A 15,828-nucleotide genomic window follows, 5' to 3' on the forward strand; every position below is an offset into this window, starting at 1 on the left:
GGGCGACTGCCAAAGTAAGGCGCCGTAAGGGCGCAAAGGTGATTAAGCGCCACCAGAGCAAATGGATTAGGCTGAATTGAAGGGCCTCATCGCGGGGCAAGCCCGCTCCCACCGGAGGGCCCAACTAACGCGGACGCAGAATCAACACCCCCAACGGCGGCAAGTTCAAACGCAACGACAAAGGCTGCCCATGGCTGGGCAACCCTTCACTCACCACCTCACCAAGATTGCCAAAATTGGAACCTGCATAACTCTGCGCATCACTGTTGAGCACCTCAGTCCAGCGCTCGCCAAACGGCACCCCAATGCGATACCCCTCCCGCGGCACTGGCGTAAAGTTAGCCACAACCAGCAACGGCTCGCCACTCGCACTCCATCGCAACCAGGCATAGACACTGTTGTGCGCATCATCACCGATCAACCACTGAAAGCCCTGCGCCTGGCAGTCCTGCTCATGCAGGGCGCGCTCTTCGCGATACAAACGGTTCAAGTCACCCACCAGACGCTGCACACCCAGATGCTCCGGATACTTGAGCAAGTACCAGTCCAATTCACTGTCATGGTTCCACTCACGCCACTGACCGAATTCGCAGCCCATGAACAGCAACTTCTTGCCGGGATGAGCCCACATGAACGTCAAGTAAGCACGCAAGTTAGCGAATTTCTGCCAGCGATCACCCGGCATCTTGTCGATCAAGGAATGCTTGCCATGCACCACTTCATCGTGGGAAATCGGCAGGATGAAATGCTCCGAGTACGCATAGAGCAGACCGAAACTCATCTCGTGATGGTGGTGAGTGCGGTGGATAGGATCATTCTGGATGTAGTGCAGCGTGTCGTGCATCCAGCCCATGTTCCACTTATAGGCGAACCCCAGACCACCCTGTTGAGTGGGCTGGCTGACGCCAGGCCAGGCCGTGGATTCCTCGGCAATGACCAGCGCCCCAGGCACTTCAATAGCGACTACATCGGTGAGGTGACGCAAAAAATCGATGGCTTCGAGGTTTTCCCGACCACCATGACGGTTGGGCACCCACTCGCCGGCTTTGCGCGAATAATCGCGATACAGCATCGAGGCGACGGCATCGACGCGTAGCCCATCGATGTGAAAATGCTTTATCCAGTGCAACGCCGACGCCAGCATAAAGCCATGGACCTCGGTACGGCCAAGGTTGTAAATGAGCGTATCCCAGTCCTGATGAAAACCTTCGAGCGGGTTCTCATATTCATACAATGCCGTACCGTCAAAACGTGCCAGGCCATGACTGTCGGTAGGGAAATGCGCCGGCACCCAATCAAGAATCACGCCAATGTCGGCCTGGTGGCAGGCATCGATGAAGGCGGCGAAGTCTTCTGCCGAGCCGTAGCGCGCGGTGGGCGCGAACAACGACAGCGGCTGGTAGCCCCAAGACCCACCGAAAGGGTGCTCCATGATCGGCATCAGCTCGATATGAGTAAAGCCCAACTGCTGTACATATGGGACCAGACGCTCGGCCAATTCGCGCCAGTTATAAAAACGCGCAACTTCCCCGGTATCATCACACTCGCACTGCCAAGAGCCGGCATGTAACTCATAGATCGACAGCGGCGCGGTGATAGCCTGACGCTCGCCACGCGCTTGCATCCAGCGCTCATCCTGCCAGGTGTGCGCCAGTGGCCCTGCAACCCTGGAGGCGGTGCTGGGCGGCAGTTCGGTGGCTCGGGCCAGAGGATCCGCCTTGAGCGGCAGAATGCCGTCACGGCCCAGCACTTCATACTTGTAAGCCTCACCCGCCTGCAGGCGCGGGACAAATAGCTCCCAAACTCCAGAAGCATGACGCAAGCGCATGGGGTGGCGGCGCCCATCCCAGTTGTTGAAGTCGCCAACCACCGACACCCGGCGGGCATTCGGTGCCCACACCGAGAAGCGCACACCATCGACACCTTCAACCTGCATCGGCTGCGCGCCCATGCTGGAGGAAAGGTCGCGGTGGTTGCCCTCGCCGAACAGGTAGAGATCCATGTCACCGAGCAATGGCCCAAAGCTGTAAGGGTCCTCGGTGATTTGCTCCCCACCTGCCCATTGGACTTTCAGCACATAGGCGTGCTGCTCATTGAGGTGCACGAGAAACAGCCCAGGTACCGATTGTTGCATCTCGGCCAGCAGGCGCTGACCATCACGCGCCAGCACTTGAACACTCAAGGCATTGGGCAAATAGGCGCGGACAAACTGGCCGCCTGCACCATCGGGGTGCGGGCCAAGCACAGCGAACGGGTCAGTGTGCTCGGCCCTGACCAGGGCATCGATATCACGCTGACTCAGCCCGCCTTCCTCGCGCTTAAGGTGTTTCATTCAACTCTCTCCCCAGGTACTTGTCAGGCCATGTAGACCATGCAAAGGCACGGCCAACCAACTCGGGCGGTTTTCGGCTTCATACAGGATTTCGTAGGCCGCCTTCTCCAGGCTGAACAGTTCCAGTGCCGCACGCTCGCCGTCGGCATGTTCCCAGGCATGGGGCATGGCCGCAGTGGCCAACCCATAGGCCTCGACAAAAGCATGTCGGGCCTGGTGCAGATAACGCCTGGCGACTCGCTGACGGGCCTGGCGGGCGCTGTCCGAGAGGTCGACACTAGAGGCACTGCGCAGCACCATGGCAGCAGCATAGTCGAAGGATCGCAACACGCCGCTGACATCCTTGTAAGGGCTGTGTCGGGCCCGGCGTTCGTCCAGCGGCCGGGCAGGCTCGCCCTCGAAATCAATCAGGTAGGCATCGCCCTGCACCACCAGCACCTGGCCCAAATGCAGGTCGCCGTGCACACGCATCAATAGCCCTCCCTGGGCCTGCGCACTCAAGGTGGTGACCGTGTTCAACAGTTCCTGACGTTGCTGCTGCAGATCGGCGACTAGGGCCTGACTCTCACTGTCCAAATCATCACAGTGGGCTTGCAGCACATCCAGCGCCCGAGTCAATTGTGCACCGATGTGCTTGCCCCAGGCCTGGCAATCGCGCGCCGTGGCAGGCCGCGGCCGAAACGCCGAGTCTTTGCTCGGCGCCGCCAGCAACAGGTGCATTTCACCCAGGCGTTGGCCAAGCATGGCGGCGAAGTCGGCCAGATCCTGCAGGGCATCGGCATGCCCCTCAAGCGCAGCGTCGCCAGGCTCCAGCTCGTCGCGAATGGCCCGTTCCAGGTTGTTCTGGGTCCACTCCCAGGCATCGCCCTGATTGCTCAAATAACCTTGGGCAATCATCAGCAAGTGGTCCTGGCCGTTACCGTCCACACGACTGACCCAGCCGAGCAAGGGCGAGATATTGGTAAAGCCGGCGGCGGTCAGGTAGGCGCTCATCTCCAGTTCCGGGTGCACCCCGGGATTAACGCGTCGAATCAACTTGAGCACCAGGCTGCCGCCGACGACCACCGAACTGTTGGATTGCTCAGCCGATAGGTAGCGCACTTGCGCATCATCTGCCAACTGCAAGGCGCTCATCTGCTCGGTGGCGTGAAAGCGTACTTCGCCGTCTTCACAGGGCAAGCGAGCGTCTTGCTGACAGGCACCGAGCACCGCATGAACAAAACTCTCCAACACGAAGGCATCGGTGATCAGCCCGACCTGGCGCCCACGGCGAACCCGCGACAGCGCCAGCTGCTGTGGCGCAGCGCTGTTGATTTGCTCTTCGCCAATGAAGCCGAAAGGCAATTGGTAACGACTGCTGTTGCCGCCACTGCTGACCTCGATCTCGGTGAGCAGCACGGGCGTCGTGGGGGTACCAAAGCGCACGCCGTAAGCAATCTGCACTTGATCGATGGGCGCCTCTTTACCGGCAAACCAACGCCGCTTGGGCAGATATTGCGGGAGGATACTGTCCTGCAAAGTACTGCGCGCAGGCGCCTCGAGCAGCTCTTCCATGCGTTTTTTCAGCACCAGCGTGGTGAACTCCGGCAGGCTCTGGGCCGGCTCCATGTGCCAACTGGGCATTTGGTCCTTCGGCGCCAGAAGAAACCAGTAGAAGCCGTAGGGCGCCAGGGTCAGCAAAAACGGCAGTTGGCCGATGGGCGGGAACGCGCTGCCGCCGAGCATTTCCACCGGCACGCTGTCGGCGTACTGGGACAATTCCAGCTCAGCGGCCTGGGCTGCGCGCGATACGTTCGCCACGCAGAGGATGACCTCACGCTTGCCATCGGTACCGGTGTACTCACGGATGTAGGCCAGGATTCGTCGATTGCTCGGCGAGAGCATGGTCAGCGTACCGCGACCAAAGGCTTTCTGCTGCTTGCGCACCGCCAGCAAGCGTCGGTTCCAGTTCAACAATGAGTGCGGATCATGGCACTGAGCCTCGACGTTGACCGAGGCGAAGCCGTATAGCGGGTCCATGATCGGCGGAAGCACCAGGCGCGCAGGGTCGGCACCGGAGAAACCACCGTTACGATCGATGGACCACTGCATGGGGGTGCGCACGCCATCGCGGTCGCCCAGGTAGATGTTGTCACCCATGCCGATTTCATCACCGTAATACAGGGTCGGGGTCCCTGGCATCGACAGCAACAGGCTACTGAGCAACTCGACCCGGCGTCGGTCACGCTGCAACAGCGGCGCCAGGCGCCGCCGAATGCCCAGGTTGATCCTGGCCCTGCGGTCTTCGGCATAGTAGTTCCACAGATAATCCCGCTCCCGATCAGTGACCATCTCCAGGGTCAGCTCATCGTGGTTGCGCAAAAAAATCGCCCACTGGCAATTGGCGGGAATTTCAGGGGTCTGGCGCAAGATATCAGTGATCGGAAAGCGATCCTCCTGAGCCACGGCCATGTACATGCGCGGCATCAATGGGAAGTGGAAGGCCATGTGGCATTCGTCGCCCTGTCCTTCACCAAAATACAATTGAGTGTCTTCCGGCCATTGGTTGGCTTCGGCGAGCAACATCCGATCGGGATAGTTGGCATCGATTTCGGCGCGAATCTTTTTCAGTACCTGATGGGTTTCAGGCAGGTTCTCATTGTTGGTGCCATCGCGCTCGATGAGGTACGGAATCGCATCCAGGCGCAAGCCATCGACGCCCAGATCGAGCCAGTAGCGCATCACGTCGATAACGGCCTTGAGCACCTGCGGATTGTCGAAGTTGAGATCCGGCTGGTGTGAATAGAAGCGGTGCCAGAAGTATTGGCCGGCAACCGGGTCCCAGGTCCAGTTGGACTTCTCGGTGTCCAGAAAGATGATCCGCGTGCCGTCGTACTTCTGGTCGCTGTCGGACCACACGTAGAAATCCCTCGCCTTGCTGCCCGGCTTGGCGCGCCGGGCTTTCTGAAACCAGGGGTGCTGGTCGGAGGTATGGTTGATGACAAGCTCGGTGATCACCCGCAAGCCACGCTTGTGCGCCTCGGCGATAAAGCGCTTCACATCCGCCAGGGTGCCGTAGTCGCTGTGCACGGCTTTGTAGGCAGCGATGTCATAGCCGTCATCGCGTCGTGGCGAGGGGTAAAACGGCAGCAACCACAAGGTGTTGACGCCAAGCTCGGCAATGTAGTCGAGTTTGGCGATAAGGCCTGGAAAGTCACCGATGCCGTCGTTGTTCGAGTCGAAGAACGATTTGACATGAACTTGATAGATAATCGCGTCTTTGTACCACAGGGGATCGTCGATAAAGGCTGCCGGGCGAGTACGCTTGGCCATGTTCGACTCCTTTCTATTGGGCTTTTTCTATACGCCAGATACCAAACGGCAGGTGCCAGGGCTCGATGCGCATCCATTGGGTCTTGCCGTGCCAGGTCCAGCGGTGGCCAGTCATCAGGTCTTCACCGCGCGTGTCGGCGTTATCGTCCAGGCCCAACTCCCAGAGCGGCAGTTCGAAGTTCGCCTCCTGGGCGTTATGCGGGTCAAGGCTGATGGCAATCAGAATGAAGTTGTCGCGCTCGGCAGTGCGCTTGCCGAAATACAGGATGTTGTCGTTCCAGGCATGGTAGAAGGCAACGCCAAGGTGGGTCTGCAACGCAGGATTCTGCCGTCGGATGCGATTGAGTTGGGCTATCTCGGCAATGATGTTGCCAGGCTGGCTGAAGTCACGTGGGCGGATCTCATACTTCTCCGAGTCCATGTACTCCTCCTTGCCCGGTATCGGCGTCGACTCACAGAGCTCGAAGCCCGAATACATGCCCCATAGCCCCGACCCCATGGTGGCCAGTGCAGCGCGAATCAGAAAGCCTGCGCGCCCGGACTCGTGGAGGAAAAACGGGTTGATGTCCGGGGTGTTGACGAAAAAGTTCGGCCGGTAGCAATAGCGCCAAGGCGGCTGGTTGAGTTCCTCGAAATATTCGCGCAACTCCTGCTTGGTGTTGCGCCAGGTGAAATAGGTATAGCTCTGCGAATACCCGACCTTGCCCAGGCGCGCCATCATCGCAGGCTTGGTAAAGGCTTCGGCGAGGAAAATCACCTCCGGATACTGACTGCGTATATTGGCGATCAACCAGTGCCAGAAAGGCAGCGGCTTGGTATGCGGGTTGTCGACCCGAAACATCTTCACGCCTTCCTTCACCCAGCCCAATACCACATCGCGCAACGCCAACCACAGAGAAGGCACGGCCTCAGCGGCATAAAAGTCGACATTGACGATGTCCTGGTATTTTTTCGGCGGGTTCTCTGCGTAGCGGATACTGCCGTCCGGGCGCCACGAGAACCAACCGGGGTGTTCCTTGAGCCAGGGATGGTCTTGCGAGCACTGAATGGCAAAGTCCAGGGCTATTTCCAGCCCATGCTCCTGAGCTGCAGCGACCAGGCGACGGAAATCCTCTCGGCTGCCCAACTGCGGATGAATCGCCTCGTGCCCGCCCTCCTCGCTGCCAATTGCGTAAGGGCTGCCAGGATCATCCGGCGCAGCCTGCAAGGCATTGTTGCGACCCTTGCGATGGCGCTTGCCAATGGGGTGAATGGGCGGAAAGTAGAGGACGTCAAAGCCCATATCGCGGATCATCGGCAAGCGTTCATGGACATCATTGAAGGTGCCATGGCGTTCTGGGCTATCGGTCACCGAGCGTGGAAACAATTCATACCAACTGGCGAACAACGCTTGTTGGCGCTCCACGTCCAACGGGTATTCCGGGCTGCGGCTCAAGAAGGTTCGATGATCGGCCTCACGCATCAGCAAGGCCGTGTCGGCATGCAGCAGCCGCTCCACCTGTTCTTCTGGCGTCTGGGTCGGCAGCGCCAGGCGCAACCCCAGCAACTGCTCTCGAAGCAGGCCCTGACTGCGTTGAATATTATGGTCGAGCAGCAGCAACGCTTCCTGCAACTCAAGCAGGACAGGCACGCCTGCGTTAAACTTTTTTTCCAGGTCATGGCAAAACGTGGCAAATGGGTCGATCCACGCCTCGATGCTGAACAGGTGCCCGCCCTGCTCGGTGACCGGTAGCCAAGCCTGCCACAGATCATTGCCGAGAAACGTCATGGGCACGCAATGCCAGCGCCGACTGTGGGCCTGACGCCAATTGAGCATCACTGCCAAGCTATCATGGCCATCGGTATAAACCTTACTGCTGACCTCGACCCTTTCACCGACCACTGCCTTGGCCGCAAACAGGCCGCCGTCCAGAACCGGCAGCGTATTCTCGATCACGATCCGCGGTTCCAACAGCGCCTGGGACAGGCTGATCGCCTGGTCTGGATGATCGTTTGCCGTGGTTGTGCGGTCGGTTTCGAAGGGCTCATCGCGGGTCATCGATCCTAGCTCCGTTACGAAGTGGCAGTAAGAGTTCAGAGCGGGCGGGCGGCGCGGGGTTCAAAAAATAATGAGCGAATGGCGGAGCGTGCAGTCGAAAATCATTGAGTCCATTCATCCAGATCCCACGAGCGAGGTCAGGCCATGAACATCCCCATCCCGGCAGAAACCCCGGATCCAAACATAGACGACCCCACCCTGCCACCGCCGGTGCCGGAAGAAGATCCCGACGAACTGCCGATCAAGCCGACCGTACCTCCCACCGTCGGCGACCCACCCAGTGACGAACCGCCGGTCAAAGCTTGAGGATAGACAAGGCTGAGGATCAGCAGATGTTGCAGGCTGTGGACGGCGCCGTGTTGCGATAAGGCCATCACAAACTCTGCTCCACCTGGCATTTTTGTCAGGTGCGCGCAGGCGTCCGCTGGGCGTAGTGTCAGTACATTCTCATTACGTCAAGGGCAGTCTGATGCAGCCCGCGAAGGAGTCTTTGCATGAATGATCTGATCCTTTCAGGCAGCCCCGCCAAACGCCCAGACACTGCCACTTACATGAGTCTGTTTGCCGACGACAAAACCCGCTGCGCACCCGGGGCGCTGATGGCAAACAACAGCCGGCTGGCGTATTTGGTCTACCTTAAGACGCTTATTCAGGCCTTCGAGGTGCGGGCAGATGTCAGCGCACCAATCACCCTACTGACACGGCGCCCTGACTTACTGGCGTTGACACTCGATGACAGGAACAGCAGAAAAAGCCTGCCCAAAGTGCGGCTGATAACGGGCCTGCTGGAAAAGCGCGCGACCGAAGCACTGCCTGCGAATCAATCACTGCAACAGGAGGTCGCCAGCGAAGCGTATGGAGCCAACGTGCCGTTCCATTATGCCTGGGAGTCGATCAAAGCCACCCTGGCGGCGAAACAGCTACCGCTTTGGGATGTACTGCGCAGTGCGCAAGTGAGCTATCCGGCGTTCATTTACGACAACCTCGCACTCGCCACCCAACGCGCAGCAACCACCCTGAGTAGCGGTTTTTCGCCACAATTGCAGTCGTTCCTGCTCAACGGCAGTGGCCAGGACACTCCGCTACTGGCTACCCTCAACTCCACGCGAAAATTGACCAAAGCGCTAGGGTTGACACGTCGGGAGTTGCGCCAACTGCTGGCCGTCAACGCCGTGGGCGAGAACATCACCACAGTGACCCGCAGCGCCTATGTCACCTCGGTGGCCACGCCCTCAAGCAAGGTGCATGGCGCAACGTTCATCAACAACGCAGCGACACCTTTACATCTCACCGAAGCGCCCGCAGTGGAGCCACCGGTGAAAAAATCAGTGCTTGTCACCGGCCTTACGGATGCACACCTGGACCGACTGCAACGTATCTTGCGCCTACAACGGGCCTTGGACCTCAGCGCCGCCGAAACCGATGGTCTGGTCATGGCCGCACTGCGCGCCGAAGGTCAAATTGACAATTACACGCTGACCACCAACACCTTGCGCGCCCTTGGCCTGTTCCGTCATCTGCAGCACAAGTACAACGTCACCCCCTGGCAGTATGCAGCGTTGCTCAATGAGATCTCGCCTTATGCCACTGACCGGCAGGTGTCTTTCTACGACCAACTGTTTGCCCCCGCCAACAATGACGAAGGCGCAGGCGCGCACCCCGTTCTAACTCTGGACGACAGTGAGTTCGACCCTCTGGCCACCAGCGACGCCGATGTGCTGACCATCAAACAATTGTGCCTAGGGCTGAAAGTAGACGACGCCGTGCTGCGCGTAATTCTGGGCTGGGTCATCACCGCCCAGGGTCTAAGTAAACCCAAGCGGTCCTTGGCGGTGGTCTCAGCCTGTTACCGAATCGTTACCTTGTCGCGTCTGTTTGGCAGCTCAACACTACAAGGGCTAACACTACTTGCCCTATTAATTGAAGAACAACCGGTCTACCGCCAACAGTTGGCTGGCACACCTGACCTGTTGGGAGCAAACGACAGGGCGGACATCGTCGATGTGATCGGCGCGGTGACCCAGGCAATGGAGTGGATGCAGCAGCAAGGTCTGGACGCCCTCCAACTGGCCAAGGTGTTGAACTACCAGGTGCATTACCGCGTGACAGCGTGGGAAAGCGTTTTCAGGGCCGACGCTGACACGGTCCAGAATCCGGACGCATTACACCTGGCGCTGAGCAAGGCGCTGGGCCTTGAGGCGGGTAACCTGGTGGAGCCTTTGCTGCGCTGGGCCAAAATCGACGTCCAAGCGCTGGGTGCCAGAATTGAAGTCATTCGCCAACAATCCGCCAACGGAACCTCCCCGCTCAGTTACTTCACCGACAGCGACAATCAGCAGTGGTCCACACTGCAGCGCCACAGCGATCTGGTAAAGCTGTTCAAGCTCAGCGCCGACCTGCTCCAGCAAATCTCGTTGAACCCCGGCAGGCTCGACCTCGAAGGCAAAGATAACGAAAGTTGGCGCGCCCTCGACCTCACGACTGTTTACCAGCTTGGCCGCTACAAGGCACTGCTGGCCAGGCTAGCAGTGGGTCAGAGGGAGCAGGATTTGCTCAGCTACCTGGCCGAATTCGACACTGACCTGAAGGGTCCACTTGAAGGCTGCCGCGTTGACGCGGCGTGGGCAACGCTTGAGCGTCTACTCGGTCAACCCGACGGTACACTTGCCGCCTTGACCAAGATTGAGCCGCCTACCACCCTGCGTGGTATCAATCGACTGTTACGCCTGCTGGCGCTCGCGGACAAGCATAACCTGGCAGTGGACACCCTGCTCGAGCTCAGCGAGCTTCCTCACGCCCAAGACTATGCACCCTTCCAGCAAACCGCCATCGCCTTGCGCAAAGGCTGCTCGGGCAAGCAACGTAAAGGCCTCGAGGAGCAAATGAGCGTTGCCTGGCGCGACGCACTGATGCAGTGGATGATCATCAAGTGGGCGCCCAAGGAAGTCGCGCGCAGTTGGATCAGTAGCCCGCAGACCTTGGCCGACTACTTGCTGATCGACCTGCAGGTATCCCATGAGCCCCTCACCACCCGCACCTTATCGGCCATCGCCAGCCTGCAGCGCTACCTGCACCAGATCCATTCACGCCTGGAGAACGGCTATCGCAGCACCGCGATCAGCGAGGCCGAGCGCGAGGAGTGGGAAACCTTCGGCAGCAGTTACGAGCGCTGGAAGCTGCGCAAGGATGCGCATAACGAGCCACAGAACTTCATCGACCCCACACGCCGCCTGCGCAAGACTACCGCCTTCAACGACCTGGAAAGCCTGTTGGCCCAGGGCAAATGCCAGCCTGACGACATTCAGACCGCGATGCTTGGCTATTTGAGCACCTTCGAGAAACTCAGCAATATCCAGCCCATTTCGGTGTATGCCGATGGCACCTCACCGCTAACCGACACCTACCACTTTATCGGCAAGACCAACGTGGAGCCAGCGGAGTATTACTGGCGCACGCTGGATATGGCTCAGCGCGATCAGGACAACGCGCCGAGCATGCTCGCGTGGGGGGAATGGGAGAAAATTACGCTATCGCTCAGCGGGCAACTGGCGTTAACACCGCTACCGAAAACGCATGAGTCAACGGAAGAACAGACGCTGCTTAAGAACGACCTTCGCACCCACATCGAGTTGATTCGGCCAGTGATTGTAGCCGGCCGTCGCTACGCCGTGTGGGTGGAGTGGGAATCCACCGCAATCGCCATGGGCAAAGATCAACGGCCCAGTAAATATTATCCCTTGAGGGTGTGTTTTGCCTTTCAGCAAATCGACGGCACCTGGAGCACGACCAACGAACTTCTCAGGTTGGACGGGCACGATCTGGAGGGGAAGTTCGCCAGCGAAATAGAGCCTCCCGAAGTGGATAACAACGGCAGTGCAACGGGGAACCCCTTCCTGAAGACCAAGGCCTACAAACCGGGCCTGATGGTCATGGTGAACATCAACGGCGACCGGCTCAATGATCCGTGGCTGACGGTCGCACTGTTCGATACCCTCGTGCTCGGTGACAAGAGTACTACACCCCAGCGTGACAATAATTACTTCATCGTCAGCAAGGACTTACTGCTGCTCGAAAACAAAGAACTGGATTTCAACGACAAAAAAAACCGGCCTCTCGAAAAGAAACTAATCAAAAACTGGCTGAGTTTTTTCTTCGATCCCAGAGTTGTTCAGCATCCCTATGAAGGTGCAATTACGCTACTAAAGCAAACCGCGACCGGCACCTCCCCCTTCACTTGGGACAGTGCCGCCATCAAAGAACAGTCTGCGCAGTACGAAATAGCCACTCAAGGAGACGTGAAGATACAGGCTGCGCTTGCTGCCGACCGGAAAAATATCGACATCACGGTGAATACCGACAGTAAATGGAAGCGCCGTAACAAGGGATGGTTCGTTAAAGAGATCACTACACAATCGGCCGACGAAATATACCACGCGACCATTAACATCAAGGCAGAGGTAATTGATAATTTCGCTGACCATGGCAGATCAGCCGGCGCCTTTATATTTGCTGGCGAGTACGACCAACTGATTTTTAAATTCATTGGTAAATTTAACTATCAAATACAGCCTGATGATATCAAGCAAATTAACGAACACGTCAAAAACAACTATTTTGCAATCACCCTATCATCAACATTTAAAACCAAACAAGGAGGTTCTGAAGGTGCACTTTTTTGCACCCTCACATCATCAGACCCTAACAAATCCGACATGAGGCTTCAAGAAGATCGCTCTTCGCCAAGCAAAAAATTTTTAGTATCAAACGAATTTTATTTAACCTTGATCGAGTATCGGGTGGATCCGGTCGACGCGGAGGACTTTTTCCTCCCCATCCCAGCCTATAAAGTTGAATACTATGGAAAATCGCAAGACATTCGACTCAGAGCAAAACTATCCGCACAGTACTCCGCCGCAACAAACCCGAGCTGGACGCTTTCAAAACCTGAACACAATTTGCTCGACACCCCAGGCCTGAATGAGCTTAAAAAACTCGCTGACGACGAACCTGAGAAATTCACCCAACTAAAAGAGGCACTTCTCAAAGTTCGTTACCTGTCCCAAGCCTCTTACAACCAAACGATGGGCATCAGCTCAGCCAGTCAAATCGAAGCACCTATTGCCTTTGCCGCCGCCATCGACACCGCCACTCGAGAAAACCAAGCGGATGCAAAGAATGCGTTCATCGCTCAAGAATGCAACGCGCTAACGACCGAGGGCGTAACTGGCTCACAGGCATTGCTGGAAGCGACGCTACGCCTTCGCCAGCAGGATCCGAATGCGTTTCGCCGGATTCTGCTCTATCTCGATGTAACACACACGATGACGTTCGAAGACGTGCTAGTGGCGGATGGGAAGGGGCAGGTCACCTTCCAGACTCCAATCCAACGAGATGTGAGCCAATACACGTTCACCTTGTCTGTGTACGCACAAGCGCCCGACGACAGCAAACTCCTCGGTTCATCTACCCAGGTCTACCAATTAGAGGATCAGCAGGACGACGCTACGCCGAGCGTGCAGATCAGGCGCAATGATGTGCAGGCACTGTACCTGGACCTGAATGAAGCCAATGCAAAAGCGCCCGAGGCGCTTCGGTTAAGTACTCAGACCTTGCGCCTGAACACCCTGTTCGGCAAGGAACTGGTCGCGATGGCGACACAATCGGTGGATCGGGCACTGTCCTGGGAAGCCCAACACCTTCCTGAGCCGCCGCTGGAACCCGGCAGTACACACACCACCGTCGACTTTCGTGGCGCCAACGGCCTGTACTTCTGGGAACTGTTCTTTCACGTGCCCTTTCTGGTTTCCTGGCTGCAACGCCAGAACCGCGAATACAGGCAAGCCTGGCGCTGGTGTACTCGCTACCTATTCGACCCCTACCGCACTTGGGTGCCCGCAGGGAACCACCCACCTCTGTTCTGGCTTTCCCAACCGCTGCTAGAGCGCGCAGCCTTCTCAGCTCCCGCGGAGGCAAACGATCCCGACCTGCTGGCCTACGCTGAACCCGAGCGTTACCGCAAGGCACTGCACCTGTTCGTGGTGGAAAACTGGCAACGTCAGGGCGACGACCAGTACCGCTTGCTTACCCTCGACTCGCTGGTTGAGGCCGCCCTGTGCTACGACAAGGCGCTGCGCTTGATCGGCCTACTGCCGGAGGATCTCTCCACCACCCCTTTGCGGGCCCCGACGTTGGAAAGCGCTCAATCGAGCGCCTTCAGCCCGCCGCTGAATAATAAACTGGTCGAGCTGCGCAACCTGTTGCGCAACCGCCTGTACAACCTGCGCCACGGCCTGACCCTCGATGGCAAGCCCGCGTCAATCATGCTCGATCCCGACGCCCTGGAGCTGATAGCCCTGGGGCAAGGCGGCAGTAGCGAGGCGCAAGGCCACGCTCTGAAAGCGCGCGAAGTACCACCCTGCCGCTACGACGAAGCGCGCAAATGCGCGGGTGAGGCCGTGCAACAACTGATAGGGTTGGGGCAGACATTGCTAAGTTTCTACGGCACAGAAGCCACCCAGCAACTGGAACTGCTCAGCAAGCGCAACCTGATCAAATTGCTCGATTTCCCTTGCCAGCTTCAGGAACAGGCGCTGGAACTGGCCAAGCGCGAGCGTGATACGGTTTTGACCAGCAAAGAAATGGTTCAGCAGCGCCTGGACTATTACCAGAACCTTGAGGACGAAGGGGTAAACACGCTAGAGACGACGGCTTTGAGTCTTGCTATCAGCTCGTGTGCGTTACGGACCGAATCAATAGCCTTCTACGGCCTTGCCGGCGCCTTGGCCTTGGTTCCTAAGGTTTTTGGCATGGCATTTGGCAATGCCGAGCCTCAAGAAGCTGCAGAGTCTGGTGCCAACGCGTTGGAAGCGACGGCCGAACTGCTGGAGACCGCCAGCAACACGGTTAACCTGCAAGCTGACTACTTACTTCGCCACAAACATTGGCAGTACGAAGTCCAACAGGCGACCCACGAACTGAGGGTGCTCGACAAGCAACTGATCGCACAGGATGTACGCATCAAGGCAGCCAGTATCGCCGTCGCTGAGGCCCGCGCCACCCAGGCGGCACACCGTGCCGAATACGAAGTGATGACCTCGGTGTTTGCCAGCCACACCACTTACCTCTGGCTGATCGGTCGACTGTCGCAGATCTATACCCTGGCCTACGATGCCACGTCGTCGCTGTGCATGATGGCCGAAGCCTGTCTGCAGTTCGAGCTGGGCGATTTCAAAAGCACCTGGATCAAGCCCGAGGCCTGGCTCGACAACTGGCGTGGCATGCTCGCCGGCGAAGCATTGGCACGTGACCTGATGCAGATGGACGTGGCCGCCATACACGATAACCATCGTCCGCTGGATATCCACAAAGACCTCTCCCTGCTGGACCTCAACGGCTGGGACAAGAAGCAACTTCAAGCGCAACTGGCCAAGAATGTCATTCACTTTGAACTGACACCCTGGGATTTCGACAAGGATTTCCCAGGCCATTACCTACGCCGGATCGAGCGAGTCTGGCTTTCATTCAACATCGGTAAGGCCAATGCCTCCACGCCGCTGTCGGCCATGCTCTACCAGACCGCGAACAAAGTCTTGCTGACCGACGCGCTGGACGGTGCGATGCATTTGTACTCGGCCACCCAGGGCAACGCAGAGTACGTGCTTCGCGACTTGCGCCCCAATCAGAGCATCGCTATATGGGCAGTGAAGGATGTCAATCGCAACTTCGATCTACAGCCATCAGTTCCCGACAAGTCGCGCTACCAACCCTTCGAGGGCACAGGGTTGATATCCAGTTGGAAAATCGAATTCCCGGGAGGCGCAAAAAACAATCCTGGGCTTTTCAACGGTGAAAACTGCACGCTTGAAGACATTACACTGCATGTCATCTACTCAGCGTATTCAGGATCGGAAAACTTCCGCGAGGGCGTGCGGGCACTCCTGCACAACAGGTCACAGAGCGAGGTTGACCCCAAGAATCACTCCGGCGGTACATCTGCAGGAAGTGGCAACGCCGACAATGCCGTTGTCACTGCCAGGGAAGCCGAACAGGCAGCCACCGAAGCGCTTAAGGCCGCCCTCGCCGATGCCGATACCCCGGCATTGAAATCCCCCGAGGCCGCCAGTGAGGCACAGCAGGCGAGTAAGGC

General features: G+C 58.0%; 5 protein-coding genes. 2 read left to right on the forward strand and 3 right to left on the reverse strand.

What is annotated here, in order from left to right; translation table 11 throughout:
* Positions 1-124 precede the first annotated feature (124 nt).
* Genes glgB through V0R60_RS19280 form a run of 3 tightly spaced genes read right to left on the reverse strand, consistent with a single transcriptional unit; the run spans position 125 to position 7,682 of the window.
* Positions 125-2,332 carry a 1,4-alpha-glucan branching protein GlgB gene (gene glgB, locus V0R60_RS19270; protein ID WP_330079963.1) on the reverse strand — a complete coding sequence of 736 codons (2,208 nt, stop codon included), beginning with the start codon at positions 2,330-2,332 and terminating at the stop codon, positions 125-127.
* Positions 2,333-5,644: a maltose alpha-D-glucosyltransferase gene (gene treS, locus V0R60_RS19275; protein WP_136476826.1), complete on the reverse strand. Its 3,312-nt coding sequence runs from the start codon at positions 5,642-5,644 to the stop codon at positions 2,333-2,335.
* Between the two features lie 13 nt (positions 5,645-5,657).
* Entirely contained in the window at positions 5,658-7,682 is a 2,025-nt protein-coding gene (locus tag V0R60_RS19280) for an alpha-1,4-glucan--maltose-1-phosphate maltosyltransferase (RefSeq protein WP_330079962.1), read from the reverse strand.
* Positions 7,683-7,826: 144 nt separating this feature from the next.
* On the opposite strand from V0R60_RS19280, the gene V0R60_RS19285 reads away from it, so the two are divergent.
* Together V0R60_RS19285 and V0R60_RS19290 are read left to right on the forward strand one after the other, a co-directional pair.
* Positions 7,827-7,988 (forward strand): hypothetical protein, encoded by a 162-nt coding sequence (locus V0R60_RS19285; RefSeq protein ID WP_330079961.1) that lies wholly within the window; start codon positions 7,827-7,829, stop codon positions 7,986-7,988.
* A 188-nt stretch (positions 7,989-8,176) separates the two neighbouring features.
* On the forward strand, positions 8,177-15,828 hold a 7,652-nt coding region (locus V0R60_RS19290; RefSeq protein ID WP_330143360.1), incomplete at its 3' end, for a Tc toxin subunit A-related protein.

This window comes from Pseudomonas auratipiscis (assembly GCF_036324085.1).
GTDB classification, from domain to species: domain Bacteria; phylum Pseudomonadota; class Gammaproteobacteria; order Pseudomonadales; family Pseudomonadaceae; genus Aquipseudomonas; species Aquipseudomonas auratipiscis.

Excerpts from the sequence above, each read along its gene's own strand:
- glgB (WP_330079963.1), bottom strand. The coding sequence starts at position 2,332 with ATGAAACACCTTAAGCGCGAGGAAGGCGGGCTGAGTCAGCGTGATATC.
- treS (WP_136476826.1), bottom strand. The coding sequence starts at position 5,644 with ATGGCCAAGCGTACTCGCCCGGCAGCCTTTATCGACGATCCCCTGTGG.
- V0R60_RS19285 (WP_330079961.1), top strand. The coding sequence starts at position 7,827 with ATGAACATCCCCATCCCGGCAGAAACCCCGGATCCAAACATAGACGAC.
- V0R60_RS19280 (WP_330079962.1), bottom strand. The coding sequence starts at position 7,682 with ATGACCCGCGATGAGCCCTTCGAAACCGACCGCACAACCACGGCAAAC.